We start from the raw sequence: 17,471 nt of genomic DNA, 5'->3' as shown, positions 1-17,471 counted from the left end.
AAAAGCGCTCCCGGTTAATTAGTTGTTAACCAAATTGGGGTGAGGCAGTACTTTTCAAGCATACACAAAGCAGAAAACTGATGCATTTTGGCAAATGCTAGCGTGCGCGGCGCGTTCGCTTCAAATGGCGCTTGCTTTTGCGGCCCACTTGTCCAGGGCCGTCTCGTCGCTGTCGCGCGCATCGACCCAACGCGCCCCTTCGGGCGTGTCTTCCTTCTTCCAGAACGGCGCTTCCGTCTTCAGGTAGTCGATGATGAATTCGCAGGCGGCAAACGCCTCGCCCCGGTGGGCGGACGACACGGCCACCAGCACGATCTGCTCCTGCGGCAGCAAGGGCCCCACGCGGTGGATCACCAGCGCGCCGGACAGGGGCCAGCGGCCCCGCGCCTGCTCCACGATGGCTACAATGGACTTTTCCGTCATGCCCGGATAGTGCTCGAGCTCCATCGCGGCCACGTCCAGCCCTTCGTTCATGTCGCGCACCGTGCCGACGAAGCCGACGACGGCGCCCACCTTGGGGTTGCCTGCACGCAATTGTGCGATTTCTTGACTCAAGTCAAAATCGGCGTGCTGGATGCGGACGGATGTACTCATTTTGCATTACCTCCGATGCGGCGCAGCAGGGTTTCGATGCGGCTGGCCGTGCGCGCATCGGTGGTGGCGGCGATCGCGCACAACTGCATCAGCTGCGACACTTGCGTGAGCGGCTTCTGGCCCGATTTGAGCGACGATTGCAGCACTTCCACCTGCATTTTCAGGCGGTCGCGGGCAAATTCGGCGCCGCTGTCGACACCGGCGACGATTTCCAGGCGCAACACTTCACCGAGCAGACGCTCCTGATTGGCCTGCAATTGCTGCACGTAGGCCGCGCTGCCCTCGCCCAGCGCGGCCTGAGCGGCGGCAAAGCGCTGCTGCAGGCTGCGTTCGTACTGGGCGTCGAGCGGCGGCAAGGCGCTCCAGCGCTCGGACCACGCTTGCGCGTCGGCGCCGTCGCCGCCATCGGCCAGTGCGGCTTCCAGCGATTGCACCAGGCGCAGCTTGTCGCGCAGGGCGTTGGCCTGCGCCGCGCCAGCCCGTTCGGCGATGGCGTCCGCCTGCGCCTGCACGCCGGCGACCGCGGCCTGGTAGCGCTGTTCGATCTTCGCTTCGCTGGCGCGCGGCACTGGGCCCGTGGCGTTCCAGGCGGCGCGCGTGTCGCGCAGCAAGTGATTGATAAAGGCGCTGCGGGCCTTGTCGTCGCCCTCGGGCACGACGGCCGTTTCCAGCGCGGCGCACAGCGCTTCGCGCGCATGCAGGTGTTCGCGGCGCTCGTGGTCGGCCGCGTGGGCCGTTTCCTTGCGCCTGGCGAAGATATCGTCGCAGGCGGCACGGAAACGCTGCCACAGCGCCTGTTCCGCGCGGCGTTCCAGCGGCAGGGCTTTCGCCAGCTCCTGCCATTTGTCCTGCAAGGCTTTCAGCATGTCGACCGTGTTGCGCTCCGATGGCTTGAGCAGGCCCACTTCGACGATCAATTGCTCGCGGCGCGCCGTCTCGATCTGGCGCTGCGTGTCCAGCGGCTTGGACAGGGCGTCCAGCGCGGCGCCGAACTCCGTATCCAGGCGTTTCTTTTCCTTGCGATCGATCGTGCCCAGGCGCGTCCACGCCTGGCGCAAGCGCTGCGAGGCGGAAGCGACATGTTTCCAGTCGGTACTCTCTTCGGCCGCCAGGGCCGCCGTTTCCGCGATCAGTTCCTGGGCCTTGGCTGCATTGCCGTGGCGCTCTTCGGCCAGTTGCTTGAAATGCTGGGCCGCCGGCGCATACGCCACGCTGCAGGCGGCGTCGAAACGCTCCCACAGGGATTTCGGTGCGGGGCCGGACAAGGTGTCGAGCGACTTCCAGCGCTCGCGCAGGCTGCCCACTTTCTTGGCCAGCTCGGTCATCGGCAATTGTTGCGCCGGCAATTCCTCGCCCGCCTTGACCAGTTCCTCGCGCGAGACATTGCCGCCCCAGCGCGCCCAGTCGGCCAGGCGCTTGAACTCGCCGCGCACATGGGCCAGGCGATCCGCTTGCGCAGGCGTCAAACGGCCGTGCTTGCTATCGCGCAAGGTCTTGTCATGTTCAGAAGCCACGTGCAACAAGCCATCCTGCAGCGCCGCTTCCATGGCGTCGAGCACCTTGAAGAACTGCTCCGTCGCTTCCTTCGACACGGGCGCGTGTTCCTGGCGCGGCTTGCGCGGCGCCGGTTCCACATGCGCTGGCGCGTCCACGGCTGCGGCAGGGACGACCGGTGCCGGGGCGCTGGCCAGCAGGGCCGCAAATTGCTGCTGCAGGCTGTCGGACAATGGCGACTCGGGCAGGCGCGGCAAGGCTTGCCACGCGCGTTTCAAGGTGTCTGCATCGAGCGTGGCGGCGTCCTGCGCCTGCCATGCGGCCAGCGCAAGCTGGCGTGCGTCGAACACGGCCTGGTACTGCTGCAGCGCCTGCAAGGCGGACTGCGCCTGCTCGCGCGCCTGCGTGAAATCGGTTTCCAGGTGTTTCGGCAAGGAAGCGCGTTCGGGCGATTGCGCATGCTGCGCATGTGCCGCGTCGAGGCGGGCCAGCGCCTGGGCCAGCTCATCGGAGGACTGGCCACTGGCAGCCAAGGCGCGCGCGGCGGCGACGGTGTCGATCACGGCGCGCTGCAGCACCACTTGCGCTTCCAGGCGGGCGGCCAGCGCGGCGCGCGCGGCGGCAAAGGCGCTCTCCAGCTCGGGCGTGGCCTTGATGACTTGCCATTGACGGTCCAGCTCGGCTACCTGGTTCGGGCTCAGCTTGTCATCGTTCAACAGGCGCTGCGCCGTGGCGATGCTGGCCTGGGCGCGTTGCGTCTCGGCCGCCTGATGACGGATCAGGTCGATGCGGCCCTGCATCAGCTTGGCAACGCGGCGGTCCGTATTGCGCATGGCGTGGTGGACTTTTTCCAGCAGGGGCAAGCTATGGACGTGTTCGGCCGCGATCAGGCGGGCATCGGCAAATTCGCTGGACACGATGAATTCACAGGCGGCGGCTTCGTCGCCCGCCACGGCATGGGCACGCGCAACCTGTTCGGCGCGGCGCGATGCGCTCTGCGCCGAAGCGGCGGCCTGTTCTGCCACGACAGGATCGGGGACGGCAGTCTTGCTGGCAGAACGCTTGAAGAGAAATTCGAACATGACGGGTTTCGCGTGGATCAAAACCACCATCATAACAAAGCCCGGGGTATTGCATCGGACAGGGCTGAACAAGTTATCAAATGACTAAAATGAATCTTTTCCCTATGACGGCGCCATGTGCCCGGCGATAAAACCACCCTGGCACAGGCGGGCCTGCCGGGGTGTGCGCTCGCTACCCGTTCAAGCCTGCGCGCGCAGCGGCGGTGACGGTGCAAGCTGCGCCGACGCGCCGCCGGCCTCGGCGTTTTCCCCGCCGGTGGCAGGCGCGCCCGGCGCCGGCAAGGATGTCGGCAAAGGCGCCGGCAAAACAAAGGGCAGCACCTGCGCCTTGCCACGGCGCGCCTCCTGCGCGCGCGCGTCGTGGGCGAGGAACTGGTAGGCGATGGCAAACCACGCTTCGCCCACGATGACCTTGCGCGCCAGCGCGAACAGTTCGCGCTCTTCTTTTTCCAGGCGCTGCAGCAAGGCCGCGCAAAAGGCGTCGATGGCCGCGCACAGCTGCTCGGCCTGCAATTCGGAATGGTCGATGGCGGCGCCCGCGCGCTGCTGCACCGCATTGATGCTTTCCAGCGCCACGCGGTTCAAGCCATTGATTTCATTGAGCAAGCCGTCGGCATGCGGTGCGGCCTGGCGAATGGCGGGCACCAGATACATTTCCACCTTGCGCCAGTAGCCGCCCTGGTACAGCCGGCTCAGCCAGTCGCCCGCATACTGCAGCTGCGCCAGGCTGAGTCTGCTCTGGTGACGCAGCTGCACATGCATGTACTTCTGAAAGGCCAGCAGGCTCATGCGGATGCTGGCCTGTTCCACCGACAGGGAAACCAATATATATGTTGCCGTAAGCATGCACTCACTCCCGAAAATGCGCTGGATGTCTGATCCTGGAAGTGAAAGTGTAAAGACTACCGACAGCGATGGGTTTGATCCTGCACAAACCCGCAGCGGGCCAGCCGCGCTTTCTTTTACGGCGCGCGCAAGCCGATATGCAGGTTGACGACGCCGGGCTCTTCCGATGGCGTGACTTCGCCGCCAAAGCTCTTTACCAGCCGCTGCATGCCCTTGTTGCGCGCCATCGCCTCGCCCACCAGCGCTTCCGTGCCCCGGCTGCGGAAGTAGTCGACGAGCTTCTCGAACAGGATGTGCCCGAGTCCCTTGCCCTTCAGGGCCGAACGCACGGCGATGGCGAAATCGGCGTGGATATTGTCCGGGTCGGCCACGGCGCGCACCACGCCCAGGGTTTCCGGCTTGCCGTCCGGCCCCGTGTGCGTGGCGATGAAGGCCATGGCGCGGTCGTAATCGATCTGCGTCAGGCGCGCCAGCTGCGACACGGGCAGCTCGCGCATGGAGGTAAAAAAGCGCAGGCGCACGTCGTCCGGGTCCAGCGCGTGGAACAAATCCATGTGCTGCGGCGCATCCTCGGGGCGGATGGGGCGCAGCAGGATCGATTGATCCATCCATGTCACCTGCTCTTCCAGCTCCTGCGGATACGGGCGGATGGCCAGGCGGTCGCGCTGCTGGCCCGGCTGCAGGCGGATGCGCGCGTCGAGGGCGATCACGCCGTCCGCGTCGGCCACCAGCGGGTTGATGTCGAGTTCGGCCAGCTCGCCGATGTCGGCCACCAGCTCGGCCACCTGAATCAGGGTGTAGCAGATGGCGTCGATGTCGGCCGGCGGCTGGTTGCGGTAGCCGGCCAGCAGCTTCGACACGCGCGTGCGCGCCAGCATGTCGCGCGCCAGCACCATGTTCAGCGGCGGCAGGCCGATCGCGTGGTCGGCCGTCACTTCCACGGCGATGCCGCCCTGCCCCACGAGGATCACGGGGCCGAAGGCGGCGTCCGTCGTGACGCCGACGATCAATTCATGCGATTGCGGCCGGCGCGCCATCTGCTGCACCGTAAAACCGTCGATCAGCGCGTCGGGCCGCATGCGGCGCACGCGCTTGAGCATGGCGGCGGCGGCCGTGCGCAGGATGTCGGGCGTGTCGAGGTCGAGCGCCACGCCGCCCACGTCGGATTTATGGGCGATGTCGGGCGAATGGATCTTCAGCGCGACGGGATAGCCGATATCGGCCGCCACGGCCAGCGCCTCTTCCACGTCGGCCGCCATGCGCGTGGTCGCGACGGGAATGCCGTAGGCGGCCAAAATCTCCTTCGAGCGGCATTCGCCGAGCACCGTCTGGCCGGCCGCCAGCGCGGCGGCGACGATTTCGCGCACCCTCGCGCGGCGCGGCGTGGCCGACATGGGCAGCTGCGCCGGCACCTGCATCAGGGTTTCCTGGTTGCGCCGGTATTGCACGATCTGCATGAAGCCATGCACGGCCTTTTCCGGCGTGTCATAGGTGGGAATGCCGGCGCGATTGAAGACCTGGCGCGCGGGCGCCACGGTGGTGCCGCCCAGCAGGCACGACAGCACCGTGCGCGAGGTGGCCTTGATCAGCGGCGTGACGGCTTCGGCGATATCGATCGACGAGACCATGGCCGTGGGTGCGTGCAGCAGCAGCAAGGCGTCCGCCTGCGGCTCGTCGAGCAGCGGCTTGATGGCGTCGGCATAGCGCTGGACGGCCGCGTCGCCGGGCAAGCCGACGGGGTTGTCGTGCGACCACCCGCGTGGCAGCGCCTTTTCCAGCGCGATCACGGTGTCCGGCGACAGCTCGGCCAGCTTGCCGCCGCTGCTCACCAGCGCATCGGTGGCCATCACGCCCAGGCCGCCGCCGTTGCACAAAATCGCCAGGCGCTCGCCGCGCTGCGAGCGGATGTGCGTGAGCGTTTCCACGGCGTCGAACAGTTCTTCGGCCGAATACACGCGCAGCATGCCGGCGCGGCGGATGGCCGCGTCGTAGACGGCGTCGGAACCGGCCAGCGCGCCCGTATGCCAGGCCGCCATGGCCGCGCCTTCCGCCTCGCGCCCCGCCTTCAGCACGATGACGGGCTTGCTGCGCGCGGCCGCCCGCGCCGCCGACATGAATTTGCGCGCCGCCTGGATGTCTTCCATGTACAGCAGGATGGCGGCCGTGTCGATGTCGCCGGCCAGGTAGTCGAGCAGGTCGCCGAAATCGATGTCGTAGCTGGCGCCCAGCGAAATGAACTTGGAAAAGCCCACGCCATGCGCATTGGCCCAGTCGAGCACGCCCGACACCAGCGCGCCCGATTGCGACACGAAGGCGATCTTGCCGCTCGTCGCGCCGACGTGGGCGAAGCTGGCGTTCAAGCCCAGTTTGGGCACCAGCAGCCCCATGCTGTTGGGGCCGAGGATGCGCAGCAAATGCGGCTTGGCCGCCTTCAGCATGGCCAGGCGCAGCGACTGCTCGCGCACGGGGTCCAGACCCGACGTCATGACGATGGCGGCGCGCGTGCCCAGCGCGCCCAGTTCGCGGATCAGGGCCGTGATGGTGGCGGGCGGCGTGCAGATGATGGCCAGGTCCGGCGCCTTGGGCAGGTGCGCCAGCTTGCGGTAGCATTTCAGGCCCATCAGCTCGTCGTACTTGGGGTTGACGGGCCAAATCTCTCCCTGGTAGCCGCCGCCCAGCAGGTTGTACAGGGCGATGGCGCCCAGCTTGCGTTCGCGCGCCGTGGCGCCGATCAGGGCCACCGAGGCCGGCTTGAACAGCTTGTCGAGATTACGGATACTCATGTTCTGGCCTCATGGATTGCCGGAGCGGGATGCCGGAGCGGCTGCGCCAGTGTATAGGATGCGTTGCCAAAAAAACTTGACCTTGTCACGCGTTTCGCAAAAAAATAGTGCCTCTACCAGCGCGAGCGGTGGCTTTCCGTCACGCCCGCCAGCTGCGCCACGATGCGCTTGGGCGAGTCCGCGCTGGTGCGCACCCAGCCGCTGAACGTGCCGATGGGCTGGATGTAGCGGCTGGCGGCGATCCACAGGTTTTTATCCTCGCGCCGCGCCCCTTCCGGCTTGAAGTGCAGGTCCAGCAGATCGTCGTCCGTCCATACGTGCCACGGCGCCAGCGGGTTGTCGGGATTGAAGTCGAAATGCGCGCGGCCCAGCGGATACAGCTGGCCATCGAGCCACAGCGCGTTTTCATGCGCGCCGAAATAGCCGGCCTGCAGGTTGAACCCGAGGTCCAGGCTGTGCGCCGAAGCCCAGCGCCATTCCGTCTCGCGCGCCAGCAAGCCGTTCGAATAATCGAAGCTGGCCACGCCGTCGTCCAGGCTGTAGCCGACGGCGCCGCAGCGCACGCTGCCCCACAAGGGCAGGCCGCCCGACTTTTGCGTCGCATGCACGCTGCCGCCCTCGCCCACGGGGCCGATGGCCAGCAAGGTGGGCGCCACGGGCGGGCCGCATTCCGCGTCGATGCCGAAATGGCCGCAATCGAGCCGCAAGCGGTAGCGCTGCTGCGGCTGCGCCTCGATGCTGATTTTCTGCGACAAAAAACGGAAACGGCTGGAAGCACCCGCATGCGGCGCCAGCGTGGCGCACAGGCCGGGAATGCCATCCTGCGAAAAACTGGCCACGATCTTGCCCTTGTGGCGGTCGAAGGCATAGGCGAAGGCCGTGCTGGTCCAGCCCAGCTCGACGATGGCCACGCCGCAGAACACGGCCGGCGTCGACAGGGCCACGTAATGCCAGCGTTTGTGGTGGAACAGGCGCCAGAGGGCGCCCCGTGCATGCGGCGGCGCCAGCGCGGCCCAGTCGAAGGCGTTCAGCTGGCCCGTGTAGCGGCCGAAGCATGGCTGGCCGTCGGCGGCGAGCAGGGATGGCGGCGCGGGCGGCAGCATCATGCGGCCCTCCTTGCGGCAGCGCCGCCGTCGTGCAGGGCCTCGCCCAGCTGCGTGCCAAATAACGCCGGCTGCGCCTGGGCTATCTCGACCTGCGGGCAGGCATGCCAGAGCGCCAGGCGCCGCACGGCGCCGGCCACGTCCTGCACCAGGCGGGGGCTGACGCGCACGCCCTCTTCCAGCGCCAGCGACTTGATCTCGAAGCACCCCTGAGCGCGGTGCGCCTTGGCATCCAGGCGTCCCACGAGCGCGCCGCGCCGCAAGATCGGCAACGTGAAGTAGCCATAGCGGCGTTTTTCAGCGGGCGTGTAGCATTCGAGCCGGTAGTCGAAGTCGAACAGTTCCAGCGCGCGGCGCCGGTCCCAGACGACGGGGTCGAACGGCGACAGGATCGTCGTCAAGGTGGGCGCCAGCTTGCCGGCGGCGGCCGCGCGCAGCAACTCCCCATGCTCGGCATGCACGTAGACGGCGTCGCTCCAGCCGGCCACCGCGCAGCGCAGCAGCGCGCCCTCGTCCACCAGCGCCTGCAGATCGTGCGCCAGGCTGGCGCGCGGCTGTTTGGTGCGGAAATAGTCGCTGATCCAGCCGGCCCGCGCCAGGCCCAGCGCCTTCACGCTGGCCAGCAGCAAACGGCGGCGCACCTGGTCCTCGGGCGGCAGCAAGCCGTCGTGCCAGCCAGGCAGCACCCGTTCGGCCAGGTCGTAATAGCGCTGGAACTGATGCCGCTTGGCGATCATCAGCACGCCCGACGTAAACAGCACTTCAAGCGAGCGCTTTTCCGGCTTCCAGCTCCACCAGCCGCCCGCCTGGCCATCCGTGCGCTCAAAATCGGCCGAGCGCGCGGCGCCGTTGACGCGGATATGGTCGAGCACCGAAGCGACGGCGTCGCCCTGCTCGGCCATCCATTTGACGGAATACTTCCAGCCCATGGCGGCGGGATCCAGCATGCGGTGACGGTACAAGCCATAGTCTTCGATGGGGACGAAGCACGCTTCATGCGCCCAGTATTCGAACAGCGCGCCCTCGGCCAGCAATTGCTCGAGCCACGGCTGCGGATAGTCGCCCAGCCGGCTCCACAGCACCAGGTAGGGGCTGCGCGCCACCACGTTGATGGTGTCGATCTGCAGCACGCCCATCTGGCGGATGGCGGCCAGCACGTCGGCCTTCACGGCTTTTTTACGCCGCGCCTGCAGCAAGCCCTGCGCGGCCAGGTGCAGGGCGCGCGCGGCGGCCAGCGAGAGCGGGGGGAGGTCGGAAGGCGGGTGCTTGTCTGGTCTGTGCATAACAGAAAGATACCGCATTCCGGACGCGCCTTGTGCGTTTTATCGCTATCGGATCGCGCAGCCGGCAGCCACGCTATGCGGCGGGAAACACCAGCGTCACCGCCAGCCCCCTGCCCTGCAAGCCGGCGCCCAGCACGATGGCCGCGCCATGCCGCTCGGCGATGCGCCGCACGATGGACAGGCCCAGCCCGCTGCCGGGCAGCTGCGTCGCACTTTCCGCCTGCCCCAGGCGCACGAAGCGTTCGAACGCGCGCTCATGCATGTCTTCCGCGATGCCCGGTCCCGTATCGGCCACGCGCACATAGCTGCGTCCCGCTTCCACGCCGCAACTGATCTCGACGGCGCCCGGCGCCGGCGTGTAGCGCAGCGCATTGTCGACCAGGTTACGCAGCAGCATCTGCAGGCTGTCCGCATCGAGCGCGCAGGGCGCCGGCGCCACGTTCACGGCCAGCGACAGCCGGTACGGCGCGGCCAGCGCCTGCCACTGCGCGGCCTGCTGCGCCAGCAGCTGCGCCAGGTCGCCCGGCGCCAGCGCCACCTGGGCTTGCGCCTGCGGATCGAGCCGGGCCAGCGCCAGCAGCTGGTTGACGAGGCGCGTGGCGCGCTCCACGCTGGCACCCAGGGCGGCGATGAATTCCTCGCGCTCGTCCGCGCTGCGGGCCCGCTGCAGCACTTGCAGATTCGTCTTGATGGCGGCCAGCGGCGTGCGCAGTTCGTGCGCCGCATCGGCCGTGAAGCGCTGTTCGTTGTCGCGGCTGTGCCGCACCCTGCCGAACAGGCGGTTAATTTCCAGCAGCAGCGGATGCAGTTCGTCCGGCGCGCCAGCGAGCCCGACGTCGGCCAGTTCATCGGGCGTACGCGCCGACACTTCATCGGCGCACGCTTGCAGCACGCGAAACACGCGGTGGACGGCCCACCAGATGGCGACGGTGGCCAGCGCCACCAGCAGCAGGCCGAACAGCGCAACGCGGTAAAAGAAGCCGCGGCTGATGTCGTCGCGGTGGCTGGTCGGCTCGGCCACCAGCAGTTGCAAAGTGCGCTGCGGGTCCCACAGCGAGAACAGACGCCAGCGCTGGCCACCTATCGTGGTCCACGACAGGCCATCGGGCGCGCTGCGCGACAGGGCGATGTCGGACGCCGCATCGTTGCGGTACAGCACGCGCTGCTGCGCGTCGCGCACCTTGAACAGCAAATACTGGTGGGGATTGTGCTGGCCGCGCAGGGGCAGGTCGATGGGCCCCGTCAAGCCGTGTTCGCGCGCCTCCTTTGCCACCAGCGACAGCAGCAAATGCCCCGTCTCGGTCAGCGACTGGTCGAACAATTCCTGGCTTTCGCGGCGCGCTTCCACATACACGATGGCGGCGCTGCCCACCCACAGGGCCAGAGTCAGGCCCAGCAGGACCGTCAGCAGGGTGCGCCGCAGCGACCAGGTTTGCACGCTGCGGCCGGCAGTTAAGAATCTCTTAAGAACTTCTGCGCAAGATCCGGAGCGAAATATTTTCTGGGTAGCCATGGCCGTAATTGTAAATGATTCTTATTGCTTTCATGATTCCCATTCCCTCGCCGATACAGCGCAATTATTCATTCACCCTTCAGGAGTTTGCATGTCCAACCTCACCCGCCGCGCGCGCCTGCCGCGTCCCACCACCCTGGCCTTGACTCTGGCCGCCCTGTCCTGCCTGCCGGCTCACGCCCAGACGGGCACGCCGGCCAGCATGCCGGAAGTGGTGGTCTCCGCCTCCGGGTTCGAACAGGACATCAAACAGGCGCCCGCATCGATCACCGTGCTCACGCGCGAAGATCTGTCGAAGGAACGCTTCGGCAATCTGACGCAGGCGCTGGAAAGCGTGGAAGGCATCGACGTGGGCGCGGCGGGCGACAAGACGGGCGGCATGAACATCAGCATCCGCGGCATGCCCAGCGACTACACCCTGGTGCTGATCGACGGACGTCGCCAGAATGCGGCCGGCAACGTCACGCCGAACGGCTTCGGCGGCACGCAGACGAGCTTCATGCCGCCGCTGGCCGCCATCGAGCGCATCGAGATCATCCGCGGCCCCATGTCGACCCTGTACGGCTCGGACGCCATGGGCGGCGTGATCAACATCATCACGCGCAAGGTGGGCAAACAGTGGATGGGTTCCGTCTCGGCCGACTATACCGCGCAGCAGGAATCGGACTTCGGCGACGTGAAAAGCGGCCGCTTTTACCTGAGCGGCCCCATCGCCGCCGACCTGCTGGGCCTGTCCCTGCGCGGCAGCAAGCAGCGCCGCGATGCGGCCGACATCCGCGTCCCCAACGCGGCCGGCGGGAGTACGGCAGCCAGCATGGGCGCCAATCCCGTGCGCGCGGACATCGCCAACTTCGGCGCGCGCCTGGCCTTCACGCCAAACCGTTACCACACTGTCATCCTCGACGCGGACGCGGGCCGCCAGACCTACGACAATTCGAAACAGCAGCTGGGCACATTGGGCTTGCAGGGCGGCTACGGTCCCGAGCAGAAATACCAGCGCGACCAGTGGACCCTGTCGCACACGGGCCGCTTCGGCTTCGGCACGCTCGACAGCAGCTACATGGTGAACAAGACGGAAACCCTGGGCCGCACGATTCCGCCGGGCACGCCCGGTGCCGTGGCCGGCAGCGCGCGCACCCTGGAAGTGGAAAGCCAGGTGTTCGACACCAAATTGGTCATGCCTTTGGGCAAGCACATGGCGACCGTCGGCGCGCAATGGTGGAAAGCGGACATGACGGACGGCGTGGCGCCAAAGACATTCGAATTCACGCAAAAAGCCCTGTTCGTGGAAGACGAATGGCAGGTACTGGAAAATATCGCCCTGACCTTCGGCGCCCGTTATGACGACCACAGCATCTTCGGCGGCCAGACCAGCCCCCGCGCCTATGCCGTGTGGAACGCGACACCGAGCTGGACCGTCAAGGGCGGCGTCAGCAAGGGCTACAAGACGCCGCGCGTGGAGCAATTGTCCCCAGGCATCAACGGTTTCGGCGGCCAGGGCACGATCCCCCTCGTCGGCAGCCCGGACCTGAAGCCGGAAACGAGCACGACAACGGAAATCGGCGCCTACTTCGACAACCTGGCTGGCTGGACGGCCAGCGGTTCGCTGTTCAACAACGCATTCAAGGACAAGATCACGACGGGCACGGGCCTCGTCAACTGCAGCTACCGTCCATCGCCGAACCGTCCCGGCTGCGTCAGCTTCGGCAACTGGCCCAATGTCGATGCGTTTGGCCAGTCGGTCAACGTGGATGAGGCCGTCACACGCGGTGTCGAGCTGAACACGCGCTTCCCGCTGGGCAAGACCTTGTCGGCCAGCGCCAACTACACGTACACGGAAAGCGAACAGAAGAGCGGCAGCAATGCGGGCAAGCCGCTGAGCGACACGCCCAAGCACGCCGTCAACGCGCGCCTGAGCTGGGATATTTCGCGCGAGTGGAACGGCTGGCTGCGCGCCGAATACCGCAGCGAGCGCTTCCGCGATCCGGGCACCTCGGCTTCCACGCGCGCCGCCAAGGCTGCGCTGGGCGACTACCAGGGCTACGCCATGCTGCACCTGGGCACCAGTTACCAGCTGAGCAAGCGCGTAACCCTGAACGCGGCCGTGTACAACCTGCTCAACAAGGACTTCATCGACTACCAGCCTTACCGCGCACCGGCCTTGAACTACGCAAACCGCTATGTCAACAGCCTGGACGGCCGCCGTCTGTGGCTGTCGGCCACCGTCGATTTCTGATCAAGAGAGGCGGCCTCCCGGCCGCCTTTTTCCCGTCAGGCCGCTTTGGGCTTGTCGATGCAATAGCCGACCGCATGCACGGTGCGTATCAAGTCCCGCCCCAGCTTCTTGCGCAGGTGGTGGATGTGCACTTGCACGGCGTTGCTTTCCACTTCATCGCCCCAGCTGTACAGGTTTTTCTCCAGCTGTTCCCGGCTCAGCACGCGGCCGCCATGTTCCAGCAGCAGTTGCAGAATGCGAAATTCCTTCACGGTTAACATCACGGGCACGCCCCCTTGCGTCACCTGCCGGTCCGCGATATCGAGCGCCAGGTCGCCGTGCACGAGGTGCTCGCGCAGGCGGCCCGCGGCACGCCGGCAGGCGCTGCGGATGCGCGCGGCCAGCTCGTCGAGGTCGAACGGTTTGACGATGAAGTCGTCGGCGCCCGCATCGAGGCCGGCGATGCGCTCGCCCACCTGGTCGCGCGCCGTGACGACCAGCACGGCGCCGCTGTAGCCATTGTCGCGCAGCATGCCCAGCGCCTGCATGCCGTCCTGCCCCGGCAAGCCCAGGTCGAGCAGGATGCAGCCGTAGTCGTGCAGGCGCACGGCCGTGTGCGCGTGTTCGGCGCTCGTGACCCAGTCGACGGCGTAGCCGCCCTGTTCCAGGCCGATTTGCGTGGCGCGGCCCAGCTGCGGGTCGTCTTCGGTCAGCAGGATGCGCATGGAGAAGCGGCGATCCGCTCAGTCCTTTTTCTTGATCAGGCCTGCCAGCGCGGCAAACGGATTGTGCGTGGCGGGCGCCACCTCGGCCGACAGCAGGCCGGCGCCACGGTCCGCTTCCAGGTAGCGCGAGTGCTCATTGTCGTGACAATACAGGCACAGCAGTTCCCAGTTGCTGCCGTCGGGCGGATTGTTGTCGTGGTTGTGGTCGCGGTGGTGCACCGTCAGTTGCTGCACGTTGGCGCGCGTAAATTCGCGCATGCAGCGGCCGCAGACCCACGGATACATCTTCAGCGAGCGCTCGCGGTAGCCGCTCTCGCGCTGGTCGGCGGCGCGGCGCGCTTCGGCCACGATCTTGTCCAGTCTTGCCGCGTCGGGCTTTTTACTCTGCATGACAACTTTCGATATGGGAGGAAGAAGCATCCATTTTAATGAGGATGGGGGCGCAATTGTACTTTTTCTGCCACGGCGCCAGCCCGTGCCGCCCCCGGCGTGCTTTTTTTAGCGTGCGCGGCACCACAGGTTCTTGATTTAACGCAAAATAAGCCCAGCGACAGACCACGAACAGACGCTAGGGCAGCAGGCAGCGCGCAGGTCAGCATATTTCGGCTATGATGCGCGCCACGCCGCCCTTCACCTTTCCATGACCCTAGCCTGCAAGCGCCCGTGATAGCGATAACAAGACCCCTGCAACGCCTTGCCCGCCGCCTGTACCGTCTCAGCCTGGTACCCCTGTTCGCGCTTATCTTGCTGCTGGCGCTGTGGGCGGCCGTCTTGTACCAGGTGGGCCAGGAACGGGCCGGCGCCGTGCGCGACGCCGTGGCCGTCAGCCAGTCGCTGGCCCGTACCCTGGCCGACCACACCAGTTTCACCTTGCGCCAGACCGATCACGCCACGCAATTGTTCAAGCTCAAATACGAGGAAACGGACGGCGCCCTGCGCCTCAATGAATTCACGCGCCGCCAGGGCTTGCTCGACAGCGTGCTGCCATCAAAGCTGGAACTGCCGATCGCGCTCGTCGACGCGCGCGGCGACGTGATCGACAGCGCCAACGCGTATCTGCCGGAAAACCTGGCCGGCCAGGCATTTTTCAAGTCGCTGGCCGCCAATGCGTCCGACACGGCCCTGGTCGACACGCCCATGCTCGACGCGGGCAGCAAGCACTGGACCATCCGCCTGGCGCGCCGCCTGAACGATGGCCAGGGCCGCTTTGCGGGCGCCATCGTCATCCACGTCGACCCTACGTATTTTGTCGACGACTACGACCGCCTGAACCTCGACGAGCATGGCGCGCTGATGCTGGTGGCGCGCGACAGCGGCCTGACGGTGGGGCGCATCGGCGAGCAATTGATCCTCAGCGACCGCATCGACTTCCGCATGCCGGGCCCGCCGCGGCACGCGCCCGAGGAACTGCTGATCGAACCGCCCGTCGATGCGACGGCGCGCATCTACAGCTACCGCGAGCTGCCGCGCTACCCGCTGCTGGCGGTGGTGGGCGTCAGCCAGGCCGTCGCCCTGACGCGCTTCGAACACCGCCGCCTGGCGTATATCGGCGCCCTGCTCGCCGCCAGCGTGCTCATCGCCGGCTTTACGGCGCTGCTGATGCGCCAGAGCGCGCGCCTGCGCCGCAGCATCCGCCAGGCCAAGGAAACACAGGCGCTGCTGCGCGCGGCGCACCAGGCCAGCCTCGATGCCGTGCTGCTGCTCAAAGCCTGGCGCCCCGCGCCGGGCAAGCCGGTGGAAGATTTCACCTTTGCCGACATCAACGAGCGGGCCGCCGATATGCTGGGCAAGCCGCGCTCCGAACTGCTGGGTCAGCGCGTGCTGCCGCGCGTGCCGCTGCTGCGCGGCGAGCGCTTTTTCAAGCGCTTCGTGCTGGTGATGGAAACGGGCCAGCCGCTGGAGGATGAATTCGAGCTGAAACTGGCGTCGGGCGGCACGCGCTGGCTGCGCCACCAGGTGGTGCCGATCGCCGACGGCGTGGCCGTCACCTCGCGCGACATCAGCGCGCGCAAGCACGACGAGCTGGCGCTGCAGGACAACCGCAGCTTCCTGCAGTCGCTGATCGACCACCTGCCCGTGCTGGTCTACGTGAAAAGCGCGCGCCCGGAAAACTTCGGCCGGATGGAAGTGTGGAACAAGGCGGCCGAGGACATCACGGGCCACCTGGCCGCCGACGTCATCGGCAAGACCGATTGCCAGGCCTTTCCGCCCGGCTTCGGCCTGCACGACGCCGAGGACGACCGCGCCATCCTGGCCGAACGCGGCGTCATCGACCACACGGAAAAGCCGCTGCGCCTGCTTGACGGCAGCCTGCGCTACCTGCGCGCCGTCTCCGTGCCCGTGTTCGACGAGCGCCAGCAGGTCGAGCATATCCTGTGCATCGCCGAGGATATCTCGCAGCGCCGCCAGCAGGAACTGGAACTGCGCCAGAAACAGGCCGAGCTGGCCGCCGTCAACGATGCTTCGCCGCTCGGACTGGTGCGCCTGGACCGCCAGCGCCGCTGCACCTACGTCAACCGCACCTTCGAAGCCATCACGGGCTTGCCGCGCGCCGCCGCGCTGGGCGCCGGCTGGACCAGCGCCCTGCACCCGGACGACTATCCGCTGATGCACGTGGCGCTGGAACAGCTCACGCGCAGCCACGCGCCATTCCAGTCCACCCTGCGCTGCCTGCAGCGCGACGGCAGGCTGGTCTGGGTCTCCGTCAAAATTGCCCCCATCCTCATCGACGGCCAGATCGACGGCTACGTGGGCAGCCTGGACGACATTACCACCTTGCGCGAATCGGAAGTGGCGCTGCTGGAAAGCGAAGCGCGGCTGCGCACCATCGCCGACACCTTGCCGGCCATGATCGCCTACATCGACGCCGACCAGGTCTACCGCTTCCTGAACATCGCCTATGAACGCGAATTCGGCCTGACGGGGCGGCAGGCGCTGGGCAAGAGCGTGCGCGACACGGTGGGCGAGGCGCGCTACGGCACGGTGGCGCCATATATCGAAAGAGTACTGGCCGGCGAAACCTTGAGCTTCGAGGAAGAAGACGAGAAGGAAGGCATAGAGCGCTGCATGGAAGTGATCTACATCCCGCAGATCGGCGAAGACAGGCTGCAGGTCGTGGGTTTTCACGTGATGCGCCAGGATATCACCGTGCAAAAGCGCGAAAAACAGCGGCTGCTGAAGCTGTCCCAGGTCGATGCATTGACAGGGTTGTCGAACCGCGCCGGCTTCCAGCAAAAGCTCAGCGACGCCATGCACGCGAGCCGCCGGCAGCAGCACCTGATGGCCGTCATGTACATGGATATCGACCGCTTCAAGCCCGTCAACGACACGCACGGCCATGGCACGGGCGACGCCCTGCTGCGCGCCTTCGCCCAGCGCCTGACGCAGACCATGCGCGCCACCGACATCATCGCCCGCCTGGGCGGCGACGAATTCACCATCATCATGGAACAGATCGCCCGGCCCGACGACGCGGCCGTGCTGGCGGAAAAAATCGTCGCCGCCATGCGGCAGCCGTTCGAACTCGACGGCATCACCGTGCGCATTTCCGCCAGCATCGGCCTGGCCTTCTACCGCGACGAAGACATTTCCCCCGCCGTGCTGCTGCAGCGGGCCGACGTGCTGCTGTACCAGGCCAAGCAGGATGGGCGTAATACCTATCGCGCCGGCGTGCTGACGACTTGAGTACCTGAGAAAACGTCCATGGCTGCGTTGCAGTGCCTTGCCCTGAACGTTTTTCAGGCACTCTGGATGTATCGATAAAAATCGAAAACGCTCTTCGAAATTCGTTCAATTCTCCAGTACCTGCCTCATTTCAGCTATATTGGCGCCTG

General features: G+C 66.5%; 11 protein-coding genes. 2 read left to right on the top strand and 9 right to left on the bottom strand.

The genetic code is table 11. The features are described 5' to 3' along the window. Nucleotides 1-120: 120 nt before the first annotated feature. The 7 genes from moaE to D9M09_RS08225 all read right to left on the bottom strand — a co-directional run bounded on the left by moaE (nt 121) and on the right by D9M09_RS08225 (nt 10,623). The gene (gene moaE, locus D9M09_RS08255; protein WP_121669030.1) at nt 121-594 is read right to left on the bottom strand and encodes a molybdopterin synthase catalytic subunit MoaE; all 474 of its coding nucleotides are present in this window, start codon (nt 592-594) and stop codon (nt 121-123) included. Then, nucleotides 591-3,170 carry a DUF349 domain-containing protein gene (locus tag D9M09_RS08250; protein ID WP_121671008.1) on the bottom strand — a complete coding sequence of 860 codons (2,580 nt, stop codon included), beginning with the start codon at nt 3,168-3,170 and terminating at the stop codon, nt 591-593. Before D9M09_RS08250 ends, moaE begins: the two co-directional genes overlap by 4 nt. A 180-nt stretch (nt 3,171-3,350) precedes the next feature. Then, entirely contained in the window at nt 3,351-4,016 is a 666-nt protein-coding gene (locus D9M09_RS08245) for a hypothetical protein (protein ID WP_139143077.1), read from the bottom strand. Nucleotides 4,017-4,132: 116 nt separating this feature from the next. After that, nucleotides 4,133-6,799, bottom strand: coding sequence for a bifunctional acetate--CoA ligase family protein/GNAT family N-acetyltransferase (locus D9M09_RS08240; protein ID WP_070221396.1), 2,667 nt, complete (start codon nt 6,797-6,799; stop codon nt 4,133-4,135). Between the two features lie 113 nt (nt 6,800-6,912). Further along, complete coding sequence (locus D9M09_RS08235; RefSeq protein WP_121669029.1) at nt 6,913-7,905, bottom strand: DUF2804 domain-containing protein; 993 nt, start codon at nt 7,903-7,905, stop codon at nt 6,913-6,915. Beyond that, on the bottom strand, nt 7,902-9,185 hold the full coding sequence (locus D9M09_RS08230) for a winged helix-turn-helix domain-containing protein (RefSeq protein WP_121669028.1): 1,284 nt from the start codon (nt 9,183-9,185) through the stop codon (nt 7,902-7,904). Before D9M09_RS08230 ends, D9M09_RS08235 begins: the two co-directional genes overlap by 4 nt. Nucleotides 9,186-9,258: 73 nt before the next feature. After that, nucleotides 9,259-10,623: a sensor histidine kinase gene (locus D9M09_RS08225; RefSeq protein WP_240453588.1), complete on the bottom strand. Its 1,365-nt coding sequence runs from the start codon at nt 10,621-10,623 to the stop codon at nt 9,259-9,261. Between the two features lie 166 nt (nt 10,624-10,789). Between D9M09_RS08225 and D9M09_RS08220 the strand changes: the two genes are divergently transcribed. Beyond that, nucleotides 10,790-12,934 (top strand): TonB-dependent receptor domain-containing protein, encoded by a 2,145-nt coding sequence (locus D9M09_RS08220; RefSeq protein ID WP_121669026.1) that lies wholly within the window; start codon nt 10,790-10,792, stop codon nt 12,932-12,934. A 35-nt stretch (nt 12,935-12,969) separates the two neighbouring features. Here D9M09_RS08220 and D9M09_RS08215 read toward each other — a convergent pair whose 3' ends face one another. Beyond that, nucleotides 12,970-13,638 carry a response regulator gene (locus D9M09_RS08215; RefSeq protein ID WP_070221401.1) on the bottom strand — a complete coding sequence of 223 codons (669 nt, stop codon included), beginning with the start codon at nt 13,636-13,638 and terminating at the stop codon, nt 12,970-12,972. An 18-nt stretch (nt 13,639-13,656) separates the two neighbouring features. Further along, nucleotides 13,657-14,028, bottom strand: coding sequence for a YajD family HNH nuclease (locus D9M09_RS08210; RefSeq protein ID WP_034755042.1), 372 nt, complete (start codon nt 14,026-14,028; stop codon nt 13,657-13,659). Between the two features lie 273 nt (nt 14,029-14,301). On the opposite strand from D9M09_RS08210, the gene D9M09_RS08205 reads away from it, so the two are divergent. Then, nucleotides 14,302-17,322, top strand: coding sequence for a PAS domain-containing protein (locus D9M09_RS08205; RefSeq protein ID WP_240453587.1), 3,021 nt, complete (start codon nt 14,302-14,304; stop codon nt 17,320-17,322). Nucleotides 17,323-17,471: the final 149 nt, after the last annotated feature.

The sequence above is a fragment of the Janthinobacterium agaricidamnosum genome (assembly GCF_003667705.1).
In the GTDB taxonomy this organism is placed as follows: Bacteria; Pseudomonadota; Gammaproteobacteria; order Burkholderiales; family Burkholderiaceae_D; genus Janthinobacterium.
This window is presented reverse-complemented; position numbering and strand designations above follow the sequence as displayed.

Excerpts from the sequence above, each read along its gene's own strand:
- moaE (WP_121669030.1), bottom strand. The coding sequence starts at position 594 with ATGAGTACATCCGTCCGCATCCAGCACGCCGATTTTGACTTGAGTCAA.
- D9M09_RS08250 (WP_121671008.1), bottom strand. The coding sequence starts at position 3,170 with ATGTTCGAATTTCTCTTCAAGCGTTCTGCCAGCAAGACTGCCGTCCCC.
- D9M09_RS08245 (WP_139143077.1), bottom strand. The coding sequence starts at position 4,016 with ATGCTTACGGCAACATATATATTGGTTTCCCTGTCGGTGGAACAGGCC.
- D9M09_RS08240 (WP_070221396.1), bottom strand. The coding sequence starts at position 6,799 with ATGAGTATCCGTAATCTCGACAAGCTGTTCAAGCCGGCCTCGGTGGCC.
- D9M09_RS08235 (WP_121669029.1), bottom strand. The coding sequence starts at position 7,905 with ATGATGCTGCCGCCCGCGCCGCCATCCCTGCTCGCCGCCGACGGCCAG.
- D9M09_RS08230 (WP_121669028.1), bottom strand. The coding sequence starts at position 9,185 with ATGCACAGACCAGACAAGCACCCGCCTTCCGACCTCCCCCCGCTCTCG.
- D9M09_RS08220 (WP_121669026.1), top strand. The coding sequence starts at position 10,790 with ATGTCCAACCTCACCCGCCGCGCGCGCCTGCCGCGTCCCACCACCCTG.
- D9M09_RS08215 (WP_070221401.1), bottom strand. The coding sequence starts at position 13,638 with ATGCGCATCCTGCTGACCGAAGACGACCCGCAGCTGGGCCGCGCCACG.
- D9M09_RS08210 (WP_034755042.1), bottom strand. The coding sequence starts at position 14,028 with ATGCAGAGTAAAAAGCCCGACGCGGCAAGACTGGACAAGATCGTGGCC.